This window comes from Pseudonocardia alni (assembly GCF_002813375.1).
Classification (GTDB): domain Bacteria; phylum Actinomycetota; class Actinomycetes; order Mycobacteriales; family Pseudonocardiaceae; genus Pseudonocardia; species Pseudonocardia alni.
Genome location: NZ_PHUJ01000003.1, coordinates 1882385 through 1904259 on the forward strand (window position 1 = coordinate 1882385; position 21875 = coordinate 1904259).

25 protein-coding genes are annotated in these 21875 nt (G+C 74.7%); 21 read left to right on the plus strand and 4 right to left on the minus strand.

Annotation, left to right across the window (positions count from 1 at the left end):
• The first annotated feature begins 43 nt into the window (after nt 1-43).
• The 3 genes from ATL51_RS09605 to ATL51_RS09615 are packed head-to-tail and all read left to right on the plus strand — an operon-like array spanning nt 44 to nt 1853.
• On the plus strand, nt 44-862 hold the full coding sequence (locus ATL51_RS09605) for an enoyl-CoA hydratase/isomerase family protein (protein ID WP_100878396.1): 819 nt from the start codon (nt 44-46) through the stop codon (nt 860-862).
• Nucleotides 859-1455 carry a TetR/AcrR family transcriptional regulator gene (locus ATL51_RS09610; protein ID WP_100878397.1) on the plus strand — a complete coding sequence of 199 codons (597 nt, stop codon included), beginning with the start codon at nt 859-861 and terminating at the stop codon, nt 1453-1455. Before ATL51_RS09605 ends, ATL51_RS09610 begins: the two co-directional genes overlap by 4 nt.
• Nucleotides 1452-1853 (plus strand): GNAT family N-acetyltransferase, encoded by a 402-nt coding sequence (locus ATL51_RS09615; RefSeq protein ID WP_100878398.1) that lies wholly within the window; start codon nt 1452-1454, stop codon nt 1851-1853. Before ATL51_RS09610 ends, ATL51_RS09615 begins: the two co-directional genes overlap by 4 nt.
• Before the next feature lies 1 nt (nt 1854).
• Here ATL51_RS09615 and ATL51_RS09620 read toward each other — a convergent pair whose 3' ends face one another.
• Complete coding sequence (locus ATL51_RS09620) at nt 1855-2817, minus strand: DUF559 domain-containing protein (RefSeq protein WP_073577393.1); 963 nt, start codon at nt 2815-2817, stop codon at nt 1855-1857.
• A gap of 163 nt (nt 2818-2980) precedes the next feature.
• On the opposite strand from ATL51_RS09620, the gene paaA reads away from it, so the two are divergent.
• The 15 genes from paaA (at nt 2981) to ATL51_RS29360 (ending at nt 16312) form a co-directional block, all read left to right on the plus strand.
• Nucleotides 2981-3928, plus strand: a complete 948-nt coding sequence (paaA, locus tag ATL51_RS09625; protein ID WP_100878399.1) for a 1,2-phenylacetyl-CoA epoxidase subunit PaaA — start codon at nt 2981-2983, stop codon at nt 3926-3928.
• A complete protein-coding gene (gene paaB / locus ATL51_RS09630) occupies nt 3925-4326 on the plus strand; it encodes a 1,2-phenylacetyl-CoA epoxidase subunit PaaB (RefSeq protein ID WP_301548969.1) in 402 nt (133 codons plus the stop codon). Before paaA ends, paaB begins: the two co-directional genes overlap by 4 nt.
• On the plus strand, nt 4323-5201 hold the full coding sequence (gene paaC, locus ATL51_RS09635) for a 1,2-phenylacetyl-CoA epoxidase subunit PaaC (RefSeq protein WP_100878401.1): 879 nt from the start codon (nt 4323-4325) through the stop codon (nt 5199-5201). The genes paaB and paaC overlap by 4 nt, the downstream gene beginning before the upstream one ends.
• The gene (gene paaD, locus ATL51_RS09640) at nt 5198-5686 is read left to right on the plus strand and encodes a 1,2-phenylacetyl-CoA epoxidase subunit PaaD (protein WP_392567364.1); all 489 of its coding nucleotides are present in this window, start codon (nt 5198-5200) and stop codon (nt 5684-5686) included. The genes paaC and paaD overlap by 4 nt, the downstream gene beginning before the upstream one ends.
• Nucleotides 5687-5768: 82 nt before the next feature.
• Nucleotides 5769-6938: a 1,2-phenylacetyl-CoA epoxidase subunit PaaE gene (gene paaE, locus ATL51_RS09645; RefSeq protein ID WP_100878402.1), complete on the plus strand. Its 1170-nt coding sequence runs from the start codon at nt 5769-5771 to the stop codon at nt 6936-6938.
• 11 nt (nt 6939-6949) lie between these two features.
• Complete coding sequence (locus ATL51_RS09650; protein WP_100878403.1) at nt 6950-7726, plus strand: IclR family transcriptional regulator; 777 nt, start codon at nt 6950-6952, stop codon at nt 7724-7726.
• Between the two features lie 97 nt (nt 7727-7823).
• On the plus strand, nt 7824-9167 hold the full coding sequence (locus tag ATL51_RS09655) for an MFS transporter (RefSeq protein ID WP_100878404.1): 1344 nt from the start codon (nt 7824-7826) through the stop codon (nt 9165-9167).
• Nucleotides 9164-10228, plus strand: coding sequence for an aromatic ring-hydroxylating dioxygenase subunit alpha (locus tag ATL51_RS09660; RefSeq protein WP_100878405.1), 1065 nt, complete (start codon nt 9164-9166; stop codon nt 10226-10228). Before ATL51_RS09655 ends, ATL51_RS09660 begins: the two co-directional genes overlap by 4 nt.
• A complete protein-coding gene (locus ATL51_RS09665; protein WP_073577386.1) occupies nt 10225-10416 on the plus strand; it encodes a hypothetical protein in 192 nt (63 codons plus the stop codon). The genes ATL51_RS09660 and ATL51_RS09665 overlap by 4 nt, the downstream gene beginning before the upstream one ends.
• A complete protein-coding gene (locus ATL51_RS09670; RefSeq protein ID WP_167409936.1) occupies nt 10413-11354 on the plus strand; it encodes a PDR/VanB family oxidoreductase in 942 nt (313 codons plus the stop codon). Before ATL51_RS09665 ends, ATL51_RS09670 begins: the two co-directional genes overlap by 4 nt.
• A gap of 27 nt (nt 11355-11381) precedes the next feature.
• Entirely contained in the window at nt 11382-11984 is a 603-nt protein-coding gene (locus tag ATL51_RS09675) for a phosphoribosylanthranilate isomerase (protein ID WP_100878407.1), read from the plus strand.
• Between the two features lie 236 nt (nt 11985-12220).
• A complete protein-coding gene (locus tag ATL51_RS09680; protein WP_167409984.1) occupies nt 12221-13363 on the plus strand; it encodes a CaiB/BaiF CoA transferase family protein in 1143 nt (380 codons plus the stop codon).
• Entirely contained in the window at nt 13360-14001 is a 642-nt protein-coding gene (locus ATL51_RS09685) for a GntR family transcriptional regulator (protein WP_167409985.1), read from the plus strand. Before ATL51_RS09680 ends, ATL51_RS09685 begins: the two co-directional genes overlap by 4 nt.
• Nucleotides 14002-14011: 10 nt before the next feature.
• Nucleotides 14012-15202, plus strand: coding sequence for an alpha-amylase family glycosyl hydrolase (locus ATL51_RS09690; RefSeq protein ID WP_100878409.1), 1191 nt, complete (start codon nt 14012-14014; stop codon nt 15200-15202).
• A gap of 222 nt (nt 15203-15424) precedes the next feature.
• Nucleotides 15425-16312, plus strand: a complete 888-nt coding sequence (locus ATL51_RS29360; protein WP_301548970.1) for a hypothetical protein — start codon at nt 15425-15427, stop codon at nt 16310-16312.
• A gap of 79 nt (nt 16313-16391) precedes the next feature.
• On the opposite strand, the gene ATL51_RS09700 is transcribed toward ATL51_RS29360, so the two are convergent.
• Entirely contained in the window at nt 16392-16949 is a 558-nt protein-coding gene (locus ATL51_RS09700) for a DUF305 domain-containing protein (RefSeq protein ID WP_100878410.1), read from the minus strand.
• 63 nt (nt 16950-17012) lie between these two features.
• Nucleotides 17013-17459 carry a hypothetical protein gene (locus ATL51_RS09705; protein WP_100878411.1) on the minus strand — a complete coding sequence of 149 codons (447 nt, stop codon included), beginning with the start codon at nt 17457-17459 and terminating at the stop codon, nt 17013-17015.
• Between the two features lie 76 nt (nt 17460-17535).
• Here ATL51_RS09705 and ATL51_RS09710 point away from each other — a divergent pair, with 76 nt between their 5' ends.
• The 3 genes from ATL51_RS09710 to ATL51_RS09720 all read left to right on the plus strand — a co-directional run bounded on the left by ATL51_RS09710 (nt 17536) and on the right by ATL51_RS09720 (nt 20451).
• Nucleotides 17536-17817 (plus strand): metal-sensitive transcriptional regulator, encoded by a 282-nt coding sequence (locus ATL51_RS09710; protein ID WP_073577472.1) that lies wholly within the window; start codon nt 17536-17538, stop codon nt 17815-17817.
• Between the two features lie 41 nt (nt 17818-17858).
• Entirely contained in the window at nt 17859-18062 is a 204-nt protein-coding gene (locus ATL51_RS09715) for a heavy-metal-associated domain-containing protein (protein WP_100878412.1), read from the plus strand.
• Between the two features lie 196 nt (nt 18063-18258).
• A complete protein-coding gene (locus ATL51_RS09720; protein WP_301549241.1) occupies nt 18259-20451 on the plus strand; it encodes a heavy metal translocating P-type ATPase in 2193 nt (730 codons plus the stop codon).
• Nucleotides 20452-20682: 231 nt separating this feature from the next.
• On the opposite strand, the gene ATL51_RS09725 is transcribed toward ATL51_RS09720, so the two are convergent.
• Nucleotides 20683-21822 (minus strand): FUSC family protein, encoded by a 1140-nt coding sequence (locus ATL51_RS09725; protein WP_100878414.1) that lies wholly within the window; start codon nt 21820-21822, stop codon nt 20683-20685.
• Nucleotides 21823-21875: the final 53 nt, after the last annotated feature.

Here is a 21875-nt window from a genome sequence, read left to right on the forward strand (position 1 = left end):
GGACGGGGAGACCGATCGTTCGGTCGGCCGCTAGGCTCACCGGATGTCCTCCCCCGCCACCGGCACCGATCCCGCCGTCCTCGTGACCCGCGACGAGACCGACCCGTCGGTCGCAGTGGTCACGCTGAACCGCCCCGCGAAGTACAACGCGCTCACCGTCGAGCTCAAGGAGGCGCTGCTCGCGGCGGCCGTGGAGGTCGCCGCGGACGAGACGGTGCGTGCCGTCGTGCTGACCGGGGCCGGGAAGGCGTTCTGCGTCGGCCAGGACCTGGGCGAGCACGCCGCGGCGCTCGAGGCCGACCCCGTGGACGCCCTGGGCACCGTCCGCCGGCACTACAACCCGTTGATCCGCGCGCTCAACGAAGCGCCCAAGCCGGTGATCGCCGCGATCAACGGACCGTGCGTGGGCGCCGGGCTCGGCATCGCGCTGGCCGCCGACCTGAGGATCGCTGCGGAGGGCCTGAAGTTCTCCACCGCGTTCACCGGCATCGGACTGTCCACCGACAGCGGCCTCGCGGCGTCGCTCGCGCACGCCGTCGGCGTCTCCCGGGCGACCGAACTGGTGCTGCTGAACGAGCAGTTCACCGCCGAGGACGCCCGCAACTGGGGCCTGGTGCGCGACGTCGTCCCGGCCGATGAGGTCCTCGGCACCGCACTGGAGCTCGCGCGCCGGCTGGCCGCCGGACCCACCCGCGCCTACGCCGAGGTGAAGGGCGCGCTGCGCTTCGGCGCGGTCAACGAGCTCCCCGCCGTCCTGGAGTACGAGGCCGACGCCCAGGTCCGGCTGTCGACCACGCGCGACCACCAGCAGGCCGTGAGCGACTTCCTCGCGAAGAAGAAGCCCGTCTTCGAGGGCCGATGAGCTCGCCGGTCAAGCGGGCCCGGCGGCCCAGCGGCGGCCGCGACGCGCTGCTCGAGACCGCGGTCGGGGAGTTCATCGACCGCGGCTACGACGCGACGTCGATGGAGGACCTCTCGCGGGCCGCCGGGATCACGAAGTCGTCGTTCTACCACCACTTCGCGGGCAAGGAGGCGCTGCTGCGCGCGGCGCTGGAACGCGCCGTCGACGGGCTGTTCGGCGTGCTCGACCTCCCCGAGGCCCGCATCGGCTCCCCTGCCGACCGGCTGCGGGTGATCGTCGCCGCGCAGGTCGGGGTGCTGATGGCCGAGCTGCCGTACGTCACCCTGCTGCTCCGGGTGCGCGGCAACACCGAGACCGAGCGCTGGGCGCTGGAACGCCGCCGTGCGTTCGACGCGGCCGTGCGCGCCCTGGTCCGCGACGCCGTCGACGCCGGCGAGGTCCGCTCCGACGTCGACCCCGCCCTGGCCGCACGGCTGCTGTCCGGCACGATCAACTCGATCGTCGAGTGGTACCGCCCCGGCCGCCCCGGGACCGCCACCCTGCCCGAGGACGTCGTCCGCGCCGCCTTCTCCGGCATCGTCCCGGCGCCGTGACCGACGTCCGGGTCCGCGTCCGCCCCGAGGTCGACGACGTCGCGCTCTCCGCGCTGCACGCCGCCGGTTTCGACGAGACCCCACGCCTGCGACGCTGGTCCACCCAGCTCGCCGCACACAGCCTGAGCTGGCTCGACGCCCGCGACGGCGACGCGCTCGCCGGGTTCGTCAACCTCGCCTGGGACGGCGACCGGCACGCGTTCCTGCTCGACCTCGTCGTCGCCGACGGGTACCGCCGCCGCGGGATCGGCCGGGCGTTGGTCGCCGGGGCCGTGGAGCAGGCCACCGCGGCGGGCTGCACCTGGCTGCACGTGGACTTCGCCCCCCACCTGATCCCCTTCTACCGCTCCTGCGCCCTCCCACCCACCGACGCCGGCCTCCTGCGCCTGCACCGCTGAGTCACGCCGAGCGTGACGAACCGGTGCCCGGCACCACGGCTTCGCGACGCTCGAGGTGTGCCCGGACGGAGAGGGCGAGGGACTCCGGGTACAGGAGGACGTCGACGGCGGAGGGGCGCAGGATCGTCCAGCCCGCGCGGGACAGGTACTGCTGACGCTCCAGGTCCTTGCGGGCCTGCGCCGGATCGCGGTGGTGCTCGCCGTCGTACTCGATCCCGAGTCGTACGTGTGGGTAGGAGAGGTCGATCCGGTAGGGGCCGACGGGGTGCTGCAGCACCGGTGGCGGCAGCCCGCCGTCGTGCAGCGCCAGCCGGACGCGGGTCTCCATCGGTGACCCGGCGAGCGGATCCGACAGCGCGACGAGGCCGGGGAGCCGCCGGATCCCGCGCGCGCCCGGACGCCGCCCGGCGAGGTCGAGCACCGAGGTCGGAGTGAAGCCACCGACCCGGGCCAGGGCGTCGAGAGCGATCACGGCCTCCACCCGCGGCACCCGGCGGGCCAGGTCGAAGGCGGTGCGCAGCGGCGTGGTGGCGGTGACCGTCCGGCCGGGTACGAACCTCGGTCGGCGGCCTCCGGGGACCGGGATCCGTACCCCCGGCACCAGCTCGTCCGGCGCGAGCAGGCCGCGGTGGACGAGCACGCCGCCGCGGATCCGCCGGCTGCCACCCGGCGCCACGATCTCGACCGGGACATCCTTCGGAGCGCACCGGGCGTCGTGCACCTCCGCCGCCGCCCAGCCCGCGAGCGCGACGGAACCGCCGCCGGGCACGGGGGCCCCCGTGACGGCGAGCGCTCCGACCGCCAGGGCCGCGGCCTCGCACCGCAACAGGTAGGTCACCGGCACCTCGGCGCGGACGTGCACGCCGCGCACCAGACGCCGGAAGCGCGGGCCGCGCAGCTGGTTCGGGGTGACCAGCCCGGCACGGACCGCCGTCGCACCGCAGAAGGGCCGCGAAAGATCCATGCGGCTTGGACGACACCGGCGGCTCAGCGGTTCCCCTCATCGCCGAGCGTCGCGTCCGCGTGGTCGCGACCACCGGAACGCGACACCCGGTGCCGGGGTTGCGGGATCCCCCGCTCATCCGCCACACTCGTAGCCGAACGAACATTCGGTACGGAGGTGTCCAGTGACGAGCACCGCGCCATCCCCGGCGGAGCTGGAGGAGCGGTTCGACGCGACGATCGCGGCGGACCAGCGGATCGAGCCGCGGGACTGGATGCCCGAGGCCTACCGCAGGACGTTGATCCGCCAGATCGCCCAGCACGCGCACTCGGAGATCATCGGGATGCAGCCCGAGGGCAACTGGCTGCTGCGGGCGCCGTCGCTGCGGCGCAGGGCGATCCTGCTGGCGAAGGTGCAGGACGAGGCCGGTCACGGCATGTACCTGTACGCGGCGGCCGAGACCCTCGGCGTCGACCGCGAGGAGCTCACCGAGAAGCTGATCGACTCCAAGCAGAAGTACAGCTCGATCTTCAACTACCCGACGCTGTCCTGGGCGGACATCGGCGTCATCGGGTGGCTGGTCGACGGCGCGGCGATCGCGAACCAGGTCCCGCTGTGCCGCTGCTCCTACGGGCCCTACGCCCGGGCGATGATCCGCATCTGCAAGGAGGAGTCGTTCCACCAGCGTCAGGGCTACGAGTCGCTGCTCGCGCTGACCGCGGGGGCCGAGGCGCAGAAGCGCATGGTGCAGGAGTCGGTGGACCGCTGGTGGTGGCCGTCGCTGATGATGTTCGGCCCGGCCGACGGCGACTCCCCCAACACGCACCAGTCGATGGCGTGGGGCATCAAGCGCCACACCAACGACGAGCTGCGCCAGCGCTTCGTCGACATGACCGTCCCGCAGGCGGCGGTGCTGGGCGTCACGCTGCCCGACCCGGACCTGCGCTGGAACGACGAGCGGCAGGCGCACGACTTCGGCGAACCGGACTGGTCGGAGTTCACCGCCGTGGTCTCCGGGGCGGGGCCGGCGAACCGGCAGCGACTGGACCACCGGCGTCGCGCGCACGAGAACGGGGCGTGGGTGCGCGAGGCGGCGCAGGCCTACGCGGAGAAGCAGGGGGCACGGGCATGAGCGAGCAGGACACGAGCACCGGGAGCAGCGCAGGCGGAACGAGCATGAACACCGAGGGCGGCCACGGCGCCGTCCCGACGACGGGTGTCGAGACCGGGCGGGGTGCGAAGCCGAGCCGTCGCGCCTGGCCGCTCTACGAGGTCTTCGTCCGCGGCAAGCGCGGGCTCAACCACGTCCACGTCGGGTCGCTGCACGCCGCGGACGACGAGATGGCCCTGCACAACGCCCGCGACGTCTACACCCGCCGCAACGAGGGTGTGAGCATCTGGGTGGTCCGCGCCGACGCGATCACCGCGTCCAGCCCGGATGAGAAGGACCCGTTCTTCGGCCCGAGCGGGGACAAGATCTACCGGCACCCGACGTTCTACGCGATCCCGGAGGAGGTGCCGCACCTGTGAGCGGCTCCGTCTACGACGGCCTCACCGAGGAGGGCGACGACCCGCGCTGGGCGTTCAGCTCGGGGTTCGAGGACAGCGAGGCGGACATCGTCGCGCCGGTTCCCGCGGGCACCGATCCGGCGGACCTCGCGGAGTACTGCCTGATGCTCGGCGACGACGCGCTGATCCTGTCCCACCGGCTGACCGAGTGGGTCTCGAACGCCCCGGAGCTGGAGGAGGAGGTCGCGCTCGCCAACACCGCGCTCGACCTGCTCGGCCAGGCCCGGGTGCTGCTGTCCCGCGCCGGGCACCTGACCGGCCGCGACGAGGACGCGCTGGCCTACTGGCGCGAGGTGTCGGAGTTCCGCTGCGTCGGGCTCGTCGAGCCGTCCGACGACCTGGACTTCGCCCGCGCCATCGCCCGGCTGCTGGTGTTCTCCAGCTGGCGGCTCGCCCTGCTGCACCGGCTCACGGACTCCGCCGACCCGGTGGTCGCCGCCGTCGCCGCGAAGGGGGTCAAGGAGGTCACCTACCACCGTGACCACGCCGCGCGGTGGACGCTGCGCCTCGGCGACGGCACGCCGGAGTCGCACCGGCGCATGCAGGACGCGCTGGAGTGGGTGTGGCCGCACCTCGGCGAGCTGTTCCGCACCACCGACACCGAGCGACGCCTGGTCGCCGCCGGTGTCGCCGTCGACCCGGCGGACACCCGCGAGGAGGTCGACGCCGTGCTCGCGCAGGTGATCGGGCGGGCCACGCTGACCGTGCCGCAGGTGCCGCCGACCGGCACGATCGGGGGCCGCGGCGGCCGTCAGGGCGTGCACACCGAGAAGCTGGAGCCCGCGCTCGTCGTGCTGCAGAGCCTCGCGCGCCGGCACCCCGGGGCGTCCTGGTGACCGGGGCGGGCGCGGTCGTCGCGCAGGTCGTCGACCCCGAGATGCCGATGCTCACCCTCGACGACCTCGGCGTGATCCGCTCGGTGTCCGAACAGGACGACACGGTGAGGGTCACGATCACCCCGACGTACTCCGGCTGCCCGGCGATCGAGGAGATGCGCGCGGACATCCGCGGCGCGCTCACCGCGGCCGGGTACGCGCGCGTCGAGGTGCGGACGGTCTTCTCCCCCGCCTGGAGCACGGACTGGATCAGCGAGGCCGGGCGGCGCAAGCTCGCCGAGGCCGGCGTCGCGCCGCCCGGGAGCGCCCCGCGGACGGGCGGACCGATCCCGCTGACGCTGGACGCGCCGTCGACGGTCGTGCCCTGCCCGCAGTGCGGGTCCCGGGCGACCGAGGAGCTGTCGCGCTTCGGCCCGACCGCGTGCACCGCGCTGCGGCGGTGCACCACCTGCCGTGAGCCGTTCGAGCACATGAAGGAGATCTGAGGGTGCGTGAGCATCGCAGCGAGCCCTGGCGAGCGAGGAGCGGAGCGTGCCCGGTGATCGACCGGACCGGCGAGGAGATCCGATGAGCGAGCGGCGCGCGGCGGCGTGGCAGGCCCGGGCCAACCAGGCGTACGGCCGGACGACGCTCGCCCTGGACGACGAGATCGAGGCCCTGCTGGCCGAGGACGACGCGCTGCCCGCCGGCTTCCACCGGCTCGTGGTGACCGAGGTCGACCGGCTGTGCGACGACGCCGTGGCCGTCACCTTCGACGTCCCCGAGGATCTGCGCGGGCACTACGACTTCCGGCCCGGCCAGTATCTGACCCTCCGGAAGGTCACCGCCGACGGCGAGGAGCGCCGGTCGTACTCGATCTGCTCCGCCGCCGGGACCGCACCGCGGGTGGGGGTGCGCCGGGTCGACGGCGGCCTGTTCTCCGCCTGGCTGGTCGACGAGGTGAGCCCGGGCGACGTCGTCGAGGTCGGCCCGCCGGCCGGGTCGTTCACCCCGGAGCTGACCGCGGGCACGCACCACGGACTCGTCGCCGCCGGGTCCGGGATCACCCCGGTGCTGTCGATCGCGGCGTCGCTGCTGGCCGCGCACGACGACACCCGCGTCACCCTCGTCTACGGCAACCGGCGGACCGACACGGTGATGTTCACCGAGGAGATCGCCGACCTGAAGAACCGCTACGGCCCGCGGCTGCACCTGCTCCACGTGCTCTCGCGCGAGCCCACCGAGGCCGAGATCGTCAACGGCAGGCTGGACGCCGACCGGCTGCGGCTGCTGTTCACCGCGCTGGTCGACACCGGCGACGTCGACGACTGGTGGCTGTGCGGCCCGCTCGGCATGACCGAGGCCGCGGTCGCGGTGCTCGGTGAGCGGGGCGTCGAGCGGCGCCGGGTGCACCGCGAGCTGTTCTACGTCGACGAGCCGCCGCCGGAGGTCGACCGCCACGAGCCCGAGCCGGACGGCGACGGCGCGCAGGTCACGGTCGTCCTCGACGGACGGTCGACGACGCTGGCCGTCCCGGCGGGCGAGTACGTCCTCGACGCCGCCCAGAAGGTCCGCGGCGACCTCCCGTTCGCCTGCAAGGGCGGGGTGTGCGGGACGTGCCGGGCGAAGGTGACCGGCGGCGAGGTGACCATGCGGCGCAACTACGCGCTGGAGGACGACGAGGTCGCCGCCGGGTTCGTCCTCACCTGCCAGTCCCGCCCGGTGACCGACACCGCCACGGTCGACTACGACGCCTGATACTGGCGGGCATGACCACGTCGCGTCGCGGCCACCCGGTGGGACCGACCGGATCGGTCGTGGTGCGCGCGCTCGGTCTGCTCGACGCGTTCGGGCCCGACCGGCCCGCGCTGTCGCTCAGCGACCTCGCCCGGCACGCCGGCGTCCCGTTGTCGACCGCGCACCGGCTCGTCGCCGACCTGGCGGCGTGGGGCGCGCTGGAACGTGACGACGAGGGCCGCTACCGGATCGGGCTGCGCGTCTGGGAGCTCGGCGCGCTCGCCCCGCGCGGGCAGGCGCTGCGCGAGACGGCGCTGCCGTTCCTGGAGGACCTGTCCCGAGTCACCCGGGAGAACGTGCAGCTCGCGGTGCGCGAGGGCGCCGAGGTGGTGTTCGTCGAGCGGCTCGCCGGCTCCGGCGCGGTCCCGGTGCAGACCCGGGTCGGGGGGCGTTTCGCGCTCACCGCGACCGGGGTCGGGCTGGTACTGCTCGCGCACTCGCCGCCGGAGCTGCAGGACGAGGTACTGGGCGCGCGGATCGAGCGCTACACCCCGTTCACGGTGACCGACCCGCAGCGGATGCGCCGCATGCTCGCCGACGTCCGCCGCGACGGCCACTCGGTCAGCGACCGGCAGGTCACCGACGACGCGCTGTCGGTCGGCGCCCCCGTCTCCGACGCCCGTGGTCAGGTCGTCGCGGCCGCCTCACTCGTCGTGCGGCACGGCAGCGTGTCCGCCCGCGCGCTCGCCCCGCTGGTGCGCACCACCGCCGCCGGGATCAGCCGCGCGCTCAGCACCTCCACGTGCTGAAACCCTTCCATTATCCGGAAGGAACGTACGGCGCGGCCCCGTCGCCCCGCATTCTCGCTGCACCACCACGACCGCGCGGAGACGACGGAGTCCCACCATGCGCCCATCCCCCGCGGCGGACACCGTCCGCCGCCTGCTCGACGACGCACCGATGTCCCGGTACCAGTGGGGCGCGGTCGCGGCGTGCGTCCTGCTCAACGTCCTCGACGGCTTCGACGTGCTGGTCATGGCCTTCACGGGCCGCTCGGTCGCCACCGAGTGGGACCTGTCCGCCAGCCAGCTCGGGCTGCTCCTGTCCGCGGGCCTGGTCGGCATGGCCGCCGGTTCGGTCCTCATCGGACCGTGGGCCGACCGCGTCGGGCGGCGGCCGATCGTGCTGGGCTGCCTGGTCGTGGCGGGCCTCGCCATGCTGGGCTCGGCCGCGGCGCAGTCCCCCGGCCAGCTCGGCGCGCTGCGGCTGATCACCGGGCTCGGCGTCGGCGGCATCCTCGCCACCAGCAACGTCGTCGCCGCGGAGTACGCCTCGGCCCGCTGGCGGGGGCTCGCGGTCAGCCTGAACTCCACCGGCTACGCGATCGGGGCCGTCCTCGGCGGCGTGCTCGCGGCCACGCTGATCGGGCAGTTCGGCTGGCGGTCGGTGTTCCTCGCCGGGGGCCTGGCGACCCTGGCCGCGGTCCCGCTGGTCTGGTGGCGGCTGCCGGAGTCCCTGGACTTCCTGCTCGTGCGCCGCCCGGCCGGCGCGCTGGAGCGGGTCAACGCGCTGCTGGCGCGGATGGGGCACGCCGCGCTGCCCGCCCTCCCCGACGGCGCTCCGGTGCGGACCGGCGTCGCCGCGGGGTACGGGGCGCTGCTGCGCCCGGCGCTGCGCCGCACCACGGTGCTGCTCTGGATCAGCTTCTTCTGCGTGATGGCCGGGTTCTACTTCGTCACCAGCTGGACCCCGACCCTGCTCGTCGAGGCCGGGCTCTCCCCGGACGCGGGCATCGCCGGCGGCACGCTGCTCAACGTCGGCGGCATCTTCGGTGCCGCCGGGCTCGGCCTGCTCGCCGCCCGGTTCGCGCTGCGGCACGTGCTCGCCGGGTACCTGCTGGCCACCGCGGTGCTGCTGGCCGTGTTCATCGCCAGCACCTCCTCGCTCGCGGTGGCGTTCGTCGTCGCCGCGCTGGTCGGGCTGTTCGTCAACGGCTGCGTCGCCGGGCTGTACGCGATGGCACCGACCTCCTACGGCGCCGACGTGCGCACCACCGGCGTCGGCACCGCGCTCGCGGTCGGCCGGTCCGGAGCGATCCTCGCGCCGACCCTGGCCGGGGCGCTGCTCGACGGTGGCGCGACCCCGCAGTCGCTCTACCTGCTCTTCGCGGCCGTGTTCGTCGGCGCGGCCGCCCTCGTCCTGCTGCTCCGCCGATCCGACACCCCCACCACCCAGGGAGTCTCCGCATGAGCTCGATCCCCCGCGACCAGTGGTACGTCGCCGCCTACTCCGCCGAGATCGGCCGCGAGCTGTTCGGCCGCACGATCTGCGACGAGCCGATCCTGTTCTGGCGCACCGAGGCCGGCCAGGTCACCGCGCACGCCGACCGCTGCGTGCACCGCCGGTTCCCGCTGTCCCAGGCCCCGAGCCGGCTGGTCGGCGACACCGTCGTCTGCGGCTACCACGGATTCACCTACGGCGCCGACGGGAAGTGCGTGGCGGTGCCGGGGCAGAACCGGGTGCCGCGCACGGCCCGGCTGGCGGCCTACCCCGTCGTCGAGCAGGACTCGCTGATCTGGGTCTGGATCGGGGACCCGGAGCGCGCCGACCCGCTGCGCATCCCCCGCGCGACCTACCTCGACGACGCCGCGTGGACCACGGTGCGCGGGATGGAACCGCTGGCCGCCCGGTTCTCGCTGCTGGTGGACAACCTGCTCGACCTGTCGCACGAGACCTACCTGCACGGCGGCTACATCGGCACCCCCGAGGTCGCCGCCACCCCGATCTCCACCGAGGTCGACGAGGACGCCGGCGTCGTCTACGTCTCGCGGCACATGGCCGACGCCGAGTGCCCGCCGTTCTACGAACGCTCCACCGGCCTGTCCGGGCGGATCTCGCGCTGGCAGGACATCGAGTACACCCCGCCGTGCCTGTACAAGCTGCACTCCCGGATCGCGCCGGTCGGCTCGGTCCCGCGCGCCGACGGCTCCGACCCGGACGCCTTCCACGTGGAGGTCGTGTACGCGATCACCCCGGAGACCGAGCACTCCACACACGACTTCTGGATGGTCGCGCGCGACTTCGCCCTCGCCGACGTCGAGGTCTCGGCGTTCCTCGCCGAGCAGAACCGCACCGTCGTGCTCCAGGACGTCGAGGCGCTCGACGTGCTGGAGAAGGTGATCGCCACCGAGCCGGCGGGCTACCAGGAGCTGTCGGTCAACATCGACACCGGCGGGCTCGCCGCGCGCCGGATGCTCGCCCGGATGGCCGGCGCGGCACCGGCGGTCCCGTCCCCGACGCCCGCCCGGTGAGCGCGATCCCCGAGGCCCCGCCCGTCCTGCACGGGCACCGTGTCCAGCGCATCCACTGGGTGCTGGGCACCGACCTGCTGCGCGCGGTATGCCACTGCGGCGCCGAACGCGTCTTCGACGACCCGGTGCCGCTGTGGGACTGGCTGCTGGGCTGCCCCGTGGACCACGAGACCTGGAGTACGTCGTGACCGAACCCGAGCTGCGCCTCGAGGTGGAGAAGAAGGAGCTCCTCGCCGACGACGTCGTGCTGCTGACCCTGCGCGACCCGTCCGGTGCCGAGCTCCCGGAGTGGACGCCCGGTGCGCACCTCGACCTCGTCCTGACCGCGGACCTCGTCCGGCAGTACTCGCTGTGCGGGGACCCCGGCGAGCGCTCGGTCTACCGGGTCGCGGTGCTGCGCGAGCCTGCCGGGCGGGGCGGCTCGGCGCACGTGCACGACGTCGTCGCCGAGGGCGACACGGTGCTCGTCCGCGGGCCGCGCAACCGGTTCGCACTCGTCGACGCCCCGGGCTATGTGTTCGTCGCCGGCGGGATCGGCATCACCCCGCTGGTCCCGATGATCGCGGCGGCGCACGCCGCGGGCGCGGACTGGCAGCTCGTCCACGGCGGGCGCAGCCGGGCGTCGATGGCGTTCACCGAGCTCGCCGGGCGTCACCCCGACCGGGTGGCCCTGGTGCCGCAGGACGAGGCGGGGCTGCTCGACGTCGCCGGGATCCTGGCCGCGGCCGCCGGGCGGCCCGTGTACTGCTGCGGGCCGGAGGGGCTGCTCGCCGCCGTCGAGGCCGAGGGGGAGCGTCTCGGCGTGCCGGTGCACGTCGAGCGGTTCTCCGCCCGGCCCGGCGCGCTCGACGGCCCGGACGAGGCGTTCGAGGTGGAACTGTCGGGGTCGGGGACGGTCGTCGCCGTCCCGGCGGGCTGCTCGATCCTCGACGCCCTGGAGGGCGCGGGGATCGCGACGCTGTCCTCGTGCCGGGAGGGGACCTGCGGGACCTGCGAGACCGGGGTCCTCGCCGGCGAGCCGGACCACCGGGACTCGCTGCTCACCGAGGAGGAGCAGGCGTCGAACGAGGTGATGATGCTGTGCGTGTCGCGCTCCCGGTCGCCGCGGCTGGTGCTCGAGCTCTGAGGCCGGGCGCCCCGTAGGGTCGGGCGCGTGTTCGTCAAGGTGTGCGGGCTGCGGACCCCCGGTGACGTCGACGCGGCCGTGGCCGCCGGCGCCGACGCGGTCGGGTTCGTCGTGTATCCGCCGAGCCCCCGCCACGTCGACCCGGCCGACCTCGGTGCGCTCGTCGCCCGGGTGCCGGACGGCGTGCGGTCGGTCGTCGTCGTCGCCGACCTGCCCGCCGACCGGGCCGCGGCGGTGACCACCGACGCCGGCGCCGACGTGCTGCAGCTGCACGGCCGCTACACCCGCGACGACTTCACCGCGGCCGCCCGCGCGCCGATCACCCTGTGGCGGGCGACCTCGCTGGCCCACGACCCCGACCTCACCGTGGGCCTGTACGGCGAGGACCTGCTGCTGCTCGACTCCCCCGTCGCCGGGTCCGGCGAGCGCTGGGACGCCGAGGCGCTCGACCCGCGACCGGCCGGGAGGTGGCTGCTCGCGGGCGGGCTGGACCCGGACACCGTCGCCACCGCGGTGCGCCGCGTCCGTCCCTGGGGCGTCGACGTCTCCAGCGGCGTCGAGTCGTCCCGCGGTGTGAAGGACCACGCCCGCATCCGCGACTTCGTCGCCGCCGCCCGCGCCGTGGGCTGAGGACCGCGCGGCCGATCCGAGCAGCACGTCTCCGCCCCACCGGGGGCCGCAACGTGCTGATCGACGTGGCTCGACCTCGGGGATGCATGATCTCGCTGGATCATGCATTATTCCGGCGATCAGGCACCGTCTCGACGTCGAGGAGCCGTCATGGCCGCGGGCGCACTGCAGGGCAAGGTCGCGATCGTCACCGGGGGTGCGTCCGGCATCGGCCGGGACGACAGGCGGAGCATCTGATGGCGCTCCCCCTGGACGGGCTGCTCGTCGTGTCCTGCGAGCAGGCCGTCGCCGCACCGCTGGCGACCCGGCACCTCGCCGACCTCGGCGCCCGCGTCATCAAGATCGAACGCGAGGGCTCGGGCGACTTCGCCCGCGACTACGACGAGACCGTCCACGGCATGTCCAGCCACTTCGTGTGGCTGAACCGGTCCAAGGAGTCGGTCACCCTCGACCTCAAGTCCGACGACGGCCGCGCCACGATGCTGCGGCTGCTGGACCGGGCCGACGTGTTCGTGCAGAACTTCGCCCCGGGCGCCGCCGAGCGGCTCGGGCTCGGTGCCGCGGCGCTGCGCGAGCGGTACCCGCGGCTGGTGACCTGCTCGATCTCCGGCTACGGCTCGTCCGGCCCGTACCGCGACGCCAAGGCCTACGACCTGCTCATCCAGTCCGAGGCCGGGCTGGTCTCGATCACCGGCACCGAGGACGCGCCCGCGAAGAGCGGCATCCCGGCCGCCGACATCGGCGCCGGCATGTACGCCTTCTCCGGCATCCTGGCCGCGCTCTACGAGCGGGAACGCACCGGGCAGGGCACCGACCTGGAGGTCAGCCTGTTCGACTCGCTGGTGGAGTGGATGGGCTACCCGCTCTACTACGCCGGCTACGGCGGCACCGCCCCGAAGCGGACCGGCACCAGCCACGCCGCGATCGCCCCGTACGGCACCTTCTCCGCCGGGGACGGCACCGACGTCGTCCTGTCGATCCAGAACGAACGGGAGTGGGCGACGTTCTGCCAGGTCGTGCTGGGACGCCCGGAGGTCGCGACCGACCCGCGGTTCGCGAGCGGCCGGGCCCGGGTGGAGAACCGACCCGACCTGCACGCCGAGATCGACACCGTGTTCACGGGCCTGACCGGCGACGAGCTCGTCGCGCGGCTGGTGGAGGCGCGGATCGCGCACGCCCGGCAGCGCGAGGTCGGTGAGGTGCTGGAGCACCCGCAGCTCGCCGCGCGCGACCGGTGGACCGAGGTCGGCAGCCCGGTCGGGCCGCTGCGCGCGCTGCGGCCGCCGATCACCGTCGCCGGACGGACCGCGCGGATGGACCCGGTTCCGGCCGTCGGCGAGCACACCGACGCCGTCCTCGCCTGGCTCGACGAGCGGTGAGCACGAAACGCGACCGGATCGTCGACGAGCTGCGCCGCGACATCCTCGGCGGCGGCCTCGCCCGCGGGACGCCGCTGCGCCAGGACGAGCTGGCCCGCCGGTTCGGCGCGTCCATCACCCCGGTCCGCGAGGCGCTGAGCCTGCTGTCCGCGGAGGGGCTGGTCGTCGCCGAGCACCACCGCGGGGTGCGGGTCGCCGGCGTCGATGTGGACCGGGTGACCGCGACCTACGTGGTGCGCCGGCTCACCGAGGCCCACGCGGTCCGCCGCGCGACGCCGCGGGTCTCGCGGCACGACCTCGCCCGGGCCCGCGCCGTCCTCGACCGCCCCGCCGACGACCCGGCCGCCGCCCGCGAGCGGAACCGCGAGTTCCACTTCCTGCTCTACGACCGGTGCGGCGTGCCCGCACTGCCGGAACGGATCGCCGCGCTGTGGCAGGCGTTCCCGTGGGACCTGACCCTGCACGACGACGACCGCGCCGCCGCCTCGGCCGCCGAGCACCGGGCGATCCTCGACGCGGTGACCGACGGCGACGCCGACCGGGCCGCCGCCGCGACCGAGGCGCACGTGGCGGGCGGGTTCGCCTCGCTGCTCCGGGCGCTCGGCGGGGCGCGCGCCGGGGACCCGTTCGACGACTAGGGTCGCGCGGATGGACTGGGTACGGCACGCGATCTGGTGGCACGTGTACCCGCTGGGGTTCACCGGGGCCCACCCCGACCGCGGCGACGGCGCGGACCACTCGCTGCGACGGATCGTCGGCTGGCTCGACCACGCCGTCGCGCTGGGGGCGAACGGGCTGCTGCTCGGCCCGGTGTTCGCCTCGGCCACCCACGGCTACGACACCACCGACCACCTGCGGATCGATCCGCGCCTGGGCTCGGACGCCGACTTCGACGCGCTCGTCGCCGAGGCGAAGGGACGCGGGCTGCGGATCCTCCTCGACGGCGTGTTCAACCACGTCGGCCCCGAGCACCCGCGGCTGCTCGCCGCCCGCGCCGACCCCGGCGGGCCGGACGACGCCTGGTTCCGGCACACCGACGACGGGGAGATCGCCGTCTTCGAGGGCCACCCCGGCCTGCACACCCTCGACCACGACAACCCCGCCGTCCGCGACCACGTCGCCGACGTGCTCTGCCACTGGCTCGACCGCGGCGCCGACGGGTGGCGGCTCGACGCCGCATACACCGTCCCCGACGACTTCTGGGCCGACGTGCTCCCCCGCGTCCGCGAGCGCCACCCGGATGCCTGGTTCCTCGGCGAGGTCATCCACGGCGAGCACGACGCGGTCACCGCCGCCACCACGATCGACGCGCTCACCCAGTACGAGCTGTGGAAGGCGATCTGGTCGAGCCTCGACGACGGCAACCCGCACGAGCTGGCGTGGGCGCTGCAGCGCCACGACCGGTTCGTCGCCGCCGCGGTGCCGAACACCTTCGTCGGCAACCACGACGTCACCCGGCTCGCGTCGCAGCTGCACGACCGCCGCCACATCGAGCTGGCCGTCGCCGTGTTGTGCACCGTCGGCGGCACCCCCTCGGTCTACGCCGGCGACGAGCTCGGCCTGACCGGGGTCAAGGAGGAGCGGGCCGGCGGCGACGACGCGGTACGCCCCGAGTTCCCCGCCGACGGGTCCCTCCCCTCCGGCGCCGACCCGCACGTCCTGGCCGTGCACCAGGAGCTGATCGGCCTGCGCAGGCGCCACCCCTGGCTGTACGACGCGCGGACCGAGGTGGCCGAGGCCACCGACGACCGGCTCGTCTACGTCAGCCACGGCGACGGCGGCGCGCTGCGGGTCACCCTCGACTACGCCGCGGGCACCTGGGACGTCCAGGACGTCTGACCCGACCTCGGCAACAGGTGGATCACGGTTGATCCTTCCGGCCGAGCGGCCCGCCACTCGCAGCACCGCGACGGCCGGTGGTCGCGGACCGGCCCCACGCGGACAACCCGATCCGTACGGTCGATCACGGAACGGTCACGGTCCTGATCCCCAGCAGGACCCGCGCGCCCCGCTCCCCAGGCACCCGGGCGCAGCCGACTCCGACGAGGAAGGACGCCCTGCGTGCCGAGGAACATCCCCGGCTCCGTGGCGGCCCGGCGCTCCCCGAGCCGGACCGACCCGAGCCGACCCCTGCCGTCGACGACCGTCGTCACCCGTGACGTCGGCCCGGAGCGGGGCGGGAGGCACCGCCGCGCGGGGCGGGCCCGCACCCTGCAGGCACTCACCTCCGCGCTCGCCGGTGGCGGCCTCGTCGCCGCGCACGCCGCGACGGGCGGTGGGCTCCCCCGGGTCGACGACCTCGCGTTGCAGGCGTTCAGCGCCCCGGCCGCGGACGCCTCGCTCGCCGACGCGGTCCCGGCCACACCGACGGCGCACGCCGGCGCGGCCCGGTCGCTGGCCGAGCCGCCGCCCCCGGTCGACGTCGACGCGATCGTCGGCGCCGCGGACGGTGCGGTCGGCTCCGCGGTGAAGGCCCGCGACGAGGCGCGCGAGCGCGCCCGTGCCGCCGCGCGCGAGGCACGGGATGCGGCCGCCCGCGCCGCCGACTCCGCGCGGTCCTCGGCCGGGGCCTCCGGCGCCCCCTCGGATGACGGCCCGACCGGGTCCACCACGTGTGCCCTGGGCACCGCGGGCATGGAGGGCGTCGCCGCGAACGTGGCGACGGCCGGGGAGAAGCTGCGCTGCCTGTTCGGCGTCGACTCCGTGCTGGGCATCGGCAGCCGCGGCAACGCCTCCGACCACCCCAGCGGCAAGGCTCTGGACTTCATGGTCGACAAGGCGACGGGCGACCGGCTCGCCGCCTACGCCCGGCAGAACCGGGACGAGCTCGGGATCTCCTACATCATCTGGCAGCAGCGCATCGACACCGGCAGCGGCTGGAAGGCCCAGGAGGACCGGGGCGGGGCGACGGCGAACCACATGGACCACGTGCACATCTCGTTCACCTGACGTCTCGACGACGATCGCCGCGTCCGAGGGGTCCGGTGCCGTTCCCGGCGCCGGACCCCTCAGCCGTGACGATCTCCGCTCAGCCCAGCAGCGTCCGCATCTCCGCGATCTCCGCCTGCTGGGCGTCGACGATCCGCTGCGCCAGCTCCCGCGCCCGCGGGTCCACCCCGGCGTCGAGCTCGGCGCGGGCCATGGTCACCGCCCCCTCGTGGTGGGCGATCATCATCTGGAGGAACGACCGGTCGAACGCGGCGCCGGACGCGCGCCCCAGAGCGGCCATCTGCTCGTCGGACATCATCCCGGCCATCCCGGCCATGTCGCCGTGACCGCCGTGGTGGTCCGCGGCGGGTGCGGCGCCCCAGTCGGCCAGGAACCCCCGGAGCCGGCCGATCTCCGGGCCCTGGGCCGCCTCGATCCGGGCGGCGAGGTCGCGCACCCGGGCTCCGGCGCGGTCGTCGGCGAGCCGCGCCATCGCGACCGCCTGCTCGTGGTGCGGGATCATGCCCTGGGCGAAGGCGACGTCGGCGCTGCTCGACGAGGCCGCGGGCGGGGCGGACGCTCCCCCGCCGGCACAGCCGGTCAGGACGAGGGCAGCGGCCAGTGCCGTGGCGGCGAGCGCCACGTTCGTGCGTGTCATGTGTCGGTACTCCCGTGTCGTGGGTGCTCGGCGGCTCCGGCGCTCTCCCGCGCCGGAGGCCGGTCACGTCCGCGACACGCAGAGCAGCGCGAGCCGTCGCGGGACCGGGGGCGGACGGGCCACCGGTGCGGTCCGCGGACTCCCCGGGCCGGCCGGCCCCCGCGACGACGGCAGCGGCGCGAACCCGGCCAGCAGCACCGCCGCAGCCAGAGCGGCCCCGGCCGCGAGCACGGCCAGGCACAGGTGCAGCAGGTGCGACGCCCCGTCGTGGGGCACGCCGCGCGGGTCGGGATGCGCGGCCCCCTGAGCCCCGGCGGGCGCGACCCCGTGCGGGCCGGGATGCGCCGGCCCCGGGGCGGCGTGGAGCGTGCCCCCGTGCGTGACGACGGGTGCGGCGGCGGGAGCGTGGTGTACACCGGAGGACACGGGCGGCGCCGCGAGCGCGTGCATCCCCAGCAGCCCGAGCAGCACCGGCAGCACGAGCACGAGCAGCCGGGTCCGGTCCGTCACACCCCGCACGCTACAGGCACGGTAGATACCATTACCCCCTAGGGGTATGGTGACGGTGGACCCCGAGGAGGACGCGATGCCCGGCTACGCCGACACCAAGGACGCGCACGTCAAGCGGATGCGCCGGATCGAGGGCCAGGTCCGCGGCATCACGAAGATGATCGAGTCCGACAAGTACTGCATCGACGTGCTGACCCAGGTCGCCGCGGTCAACAAGGCCCTCGAGGCCGTCGCGCTGGGCCTGCTCGACGAACACCTGAAGCACTGCGTCGCCGACGCCGCCACCGAGGGTGGCCCCGTCGCCGAGGAGAAGATCCGGGAGGCCAGCGCGGCGATCGCCCGGCTGGTCCGTTCCTGACACCCGACGTTCTTGAAACCCCGCACCCAGGAGAGAGCACGATGAGCACCGCCAGCTACACCGTCACCGGCATGACCTGCCAGCACTGCGTCGCCTCGGTCACCGAGGAGATCGGCGAGATCTCCGGCGTCACGGACGTGGCCGTCGACCTGCCGGCCGGCGCCGTCACCGTCACCAGCGACGGCGAGGTCTCCCCCGACGCCGTCCGTGACGCCGTGCACGAGGCGGGCTACCAGCTCGCCTGAGCACCCCCCTGACCGCCCACCCGGCGCGGGTCGCCACCGCCACCCGCGCCGGGTCACCCCCGGAGGACCGACCATGAGCGACACGTCCCCGGCCCACGGACCCGTCACCGCGCTGCCCCGCGCAGCCGCGACCGGGACCGTCGCCGAGAGCGATGCCGACAGCACCGTCACCGAGATCGAGCTCGCCGTCGGCGGCATGACCTGCGCGTCCTGCGCCAACCGGATCGAGCGCAAGCTCAACAAGCTCGACGGCGTCAGCGCGACCGTCAACTACGCCACCGAGAAGGCGCGGATCAGCGCCCCGGGCGGCGTCGGGCTCGAGACCCTGCTCGGGACCGTCGAGGCCGCCGGCTACACCGCCACCCCGCCGAGCGCCGGAACCGACGAGGACCCCGAGCGCGACCTGCGCGACCTGCGGAACCGGCTCATCGGCGCCGCCGTGCTGTCGGTGCCGGTCGTCGTCCTCGCGATGACGCCCGCATGGCAGTTCGTCGGCTGGCAGTGGGTGTCGCTGCTGCTGACGCTGCCGGTCTGGGGCTGGGCGGGCGCGCCGTTCCACCGCGCCGCCTGGACGAACCTGCGCCACGGCGCCGCCACGATGGACACCCTCGTCTCGATGGGGACGACGGCGGCCCTGGCCTGGTCGCTCTACGCGTTGTTCCTCGGCACCGCCGGGATGCCCGGCATGGTGCACCCGTTCGAGCTGACGATCTCGCGCACCGACGGCAGCGGGAACATCTACCTGGAGGTCGTCGCCGCGGTCGTCACGTTCGTGCTGGCCGGGCGCTACGTCGAGCTCCGCTCCCGGCGCCGGGCCGGTGCCGCGCTGCGCGCGCTGCTGCAGATGGGCGCGAAGGACGTGACGGTGCTCCGCGACGGCGCCGAGGTGCGCGTCGCCGTCGACGAGCTCGCCGTGGGCGAGGAGTTCGTCGTGCGTCCCGGGGAGAAGGTCGCCACCGACGGCGAGGTCGTCGACGGCCGCTCGGCGGTCGACGTCTCGATGCTGACCGGTGAGTCGGTGCCGGTCGAGGTCCGGGCGGGCGACGCCGTCGTCGGCGGGTGTGTGAACTCCGGCGGGCGGCTCGTCGTGCGGGCCACCCGGGTCGGCTCGGACACCGCGCTCGCGCAGATGGCGCGACTGGTCGAGGAGGCGCAGAACGGCAAGGCCGAGGTGCAGCGCCTGGCCGACCGGATCTCCGCGGTGTTCGTGCCCGTCGTCGCCGTGATCGCCGCCGCGACACTGCTGGTCTGGATCCTCACCGGCGCCCTCGCCTCGACGGCGTTCACCGCCGCCGTCGCCGTACTGATCATCGCCTGCCCCTGCGCGCTCGGGCTGGCCACGCCGACCGCGCTGCTGGTCGGCACCGGGCGCGGCGCCCAGACCGGCATCCTGATCAAGGGCCCGGAGATCCTGGAGTCCACCCGGCGGGTCGACACCGTCGTGCTCGACAAGACCGGCACCGTCACCACCGGGACCATGGCACTGACCGGCGTGCACACCGCCGACGGCACCGACGAGGCGACCGTGCTGCGCCTCGCCGGGGCCCTCGAGAGCGCCTCGGAGCACCCGGTGGCCGCCGCGATCGCCGGTGCGGCGACCGAGCGGGTCGGTGACCTGCCCGCCGTCACGGACTTCACCAACCACGAGGGCCTCGGTGTGCAGGGCGTCGTCGACGGCCACGCCGTGCTCGTCGGCCGTCCGCGGCTGCTGGAGCAGTGGTCGGTCCCGCTGCCCGACGACCTCGCCGCGGTCGCCGCGGACGAGGCCGCGCGGGGCCGTACGACGGTCGCCGTCGCGTGGGACGGGGCCGCCCGTGCCGTGTTCGTCGTCGCCGACACCGTGAAGCCGACGTCGGCCGAGGCGATCGCGGAGTTCCGCAGGCTCGGGCTGCGCCCGGTGCTGCTCACCGGGGACAACCGGGCCGTCGCCGAGACCGTGGCCCGTGAGGTCGGCATCGAGCCCGGCCCGGACACCGTCATCGCCGACGTGCTGCCCGCGGACAAGCTCGCCGTGGTGGAGCGGCTCCAGGAGCAGGGCCGGGTCGTCGCGATGGTCGGCGACGGGGTGAACGACGCGGCCGCGCTCGCCCGGGCCGACCTGGGCCTGGCCATGGGCACCGGCACCGACGTGGCGATCGAGGCGTCGGACATCACCCTGGTCCGGGGTGACCTGCGGGCCGCGGCCGACGCCGTCCGGCTCTCCCGGCGCACCCTGGGCACGATCCGGGGCAACCTGTTCTGGGCGTTCGCCTACAACACGGCCGCGATCCCGCTGGCCGCGTTCGGACTGCTCAACCCGATGATCGCGGGAGCGGCGATGGCGTTCAGCTCGGTGTGCGTGGTGCTCAACAGCCTGCGGCTGCGCCGGTTCCGCCCGCTGGCGGACTGACCGCTGCTCGGCGTCGTCGTCGGCGCGGAACTCCGACGACGCCCCTCCGACGGGTCGTCGGTCCAGGAGGACCGGCGTCGGGCGCTCGTCGTGCGTACGCGGTGATCGGGGTGGTGTCCGGGGCGGCCCCGCCGGCTGCAGGATCTCAACCGACAGGACCTGGGCCGGCGTACGCCCCGGGTACGAGCGCCGACATGGTCCTGACGTACCCCGTCGGCGGCCGCCCACACGTCACCGCTCCGCCGGATGCAGATCCGGGCTGCGGTCGGCCGGTCCGGCGTGCAGGTGGTCCAGGCAACGCCGCAGGTGCAGCACGATCCCCGACGCGGCGAGACTGTCCTCCCAGCCCGCGCGCTGGGAGTCGAGCCGGTCGGTGACCCGGTCCAGCGCGTCCCGGGCGGCGGCCAGGTGGCGGCGGTGCCCCTCGAGCCCGGCGGGTGCGGGGCCGCGGGTCAGGTGCGCGAGCTCCGCCGACCGGATCGCGGTGGCCAGGTCGCCCATCGCCTCCGCGACCGGGGTGCGCAGCTCGGGGTCGAGGACGAGCACGGTGCGCTCGGCCCACGCCGTCTGGGCCAGGACCGTGCTGATGTCGCGGACGAGCACCGCGAGCTGTTCCAGGGTCTGTGCGGCCTCGTAGAGCTGCTGGCCGCGGGCCCGGTAGGCACGTGCCCGCAGGTTGGCCCGCCGACCGGCGTCGGCGGAACGGACCGCCTCCCGGGTCGCATCGATCAGGGGCTCGAAGTGGTGGCGGTGACGTGTCCACTCCTCGCGCTCCGGCGGCCACTGCTCGGCCAGGACCTCGGCCATCTCCTGCAGGTGGTCGGCGATGCCGTCACGCAGCCGCGCCACCACGCGGTGCGCGCGGGCGTTCTGCGGCGGGGGCGGCAGGACCAGGGTGACCGCGACCCCCACGAGCACCCCCAGCAGGGTCTGCCCCAGGTAGCCGGCCATGAACCCGGACGGGTCGGTGGCGCCGATGAGGATGGTGAACAACGCCGCGGTCGGGATCAGGTCCCGGGCGGTGGCCAGCACGGGGGCGGCACCAGCCGCGATCCCGGCCAGCACGGCCGCGGCCACCGCCCACCACCGCGCGCCGCCCAGGTGCAGGGCGGCGGCGCCGAGGCCGACACCGAGCCCGGTGGCGAGCACGGCGTGCAGGCTCTGGCGCAGCGAGTCGAAGACGGTCGGGTAGCAGACGAGCAGGGCACCGAGCGGTGCGTAGTAGGGGTACTGGCCGAGCACACCGGGGACGAGGGTGGCGAGGTACCAGGCCGCGCCGGCTGCGGCCCCGGCCCGCCACGCCAGTCGCATGCGGTGGCGCAGCCCCTCGGTGAACGGTGAGGCCGGGGAGTTCGGGTGGTGCGGGATCAACGACGGCTCCGTCGGTCGTGCAGGTGATACGGGAAGCGGGGCCGGCTGTTCGA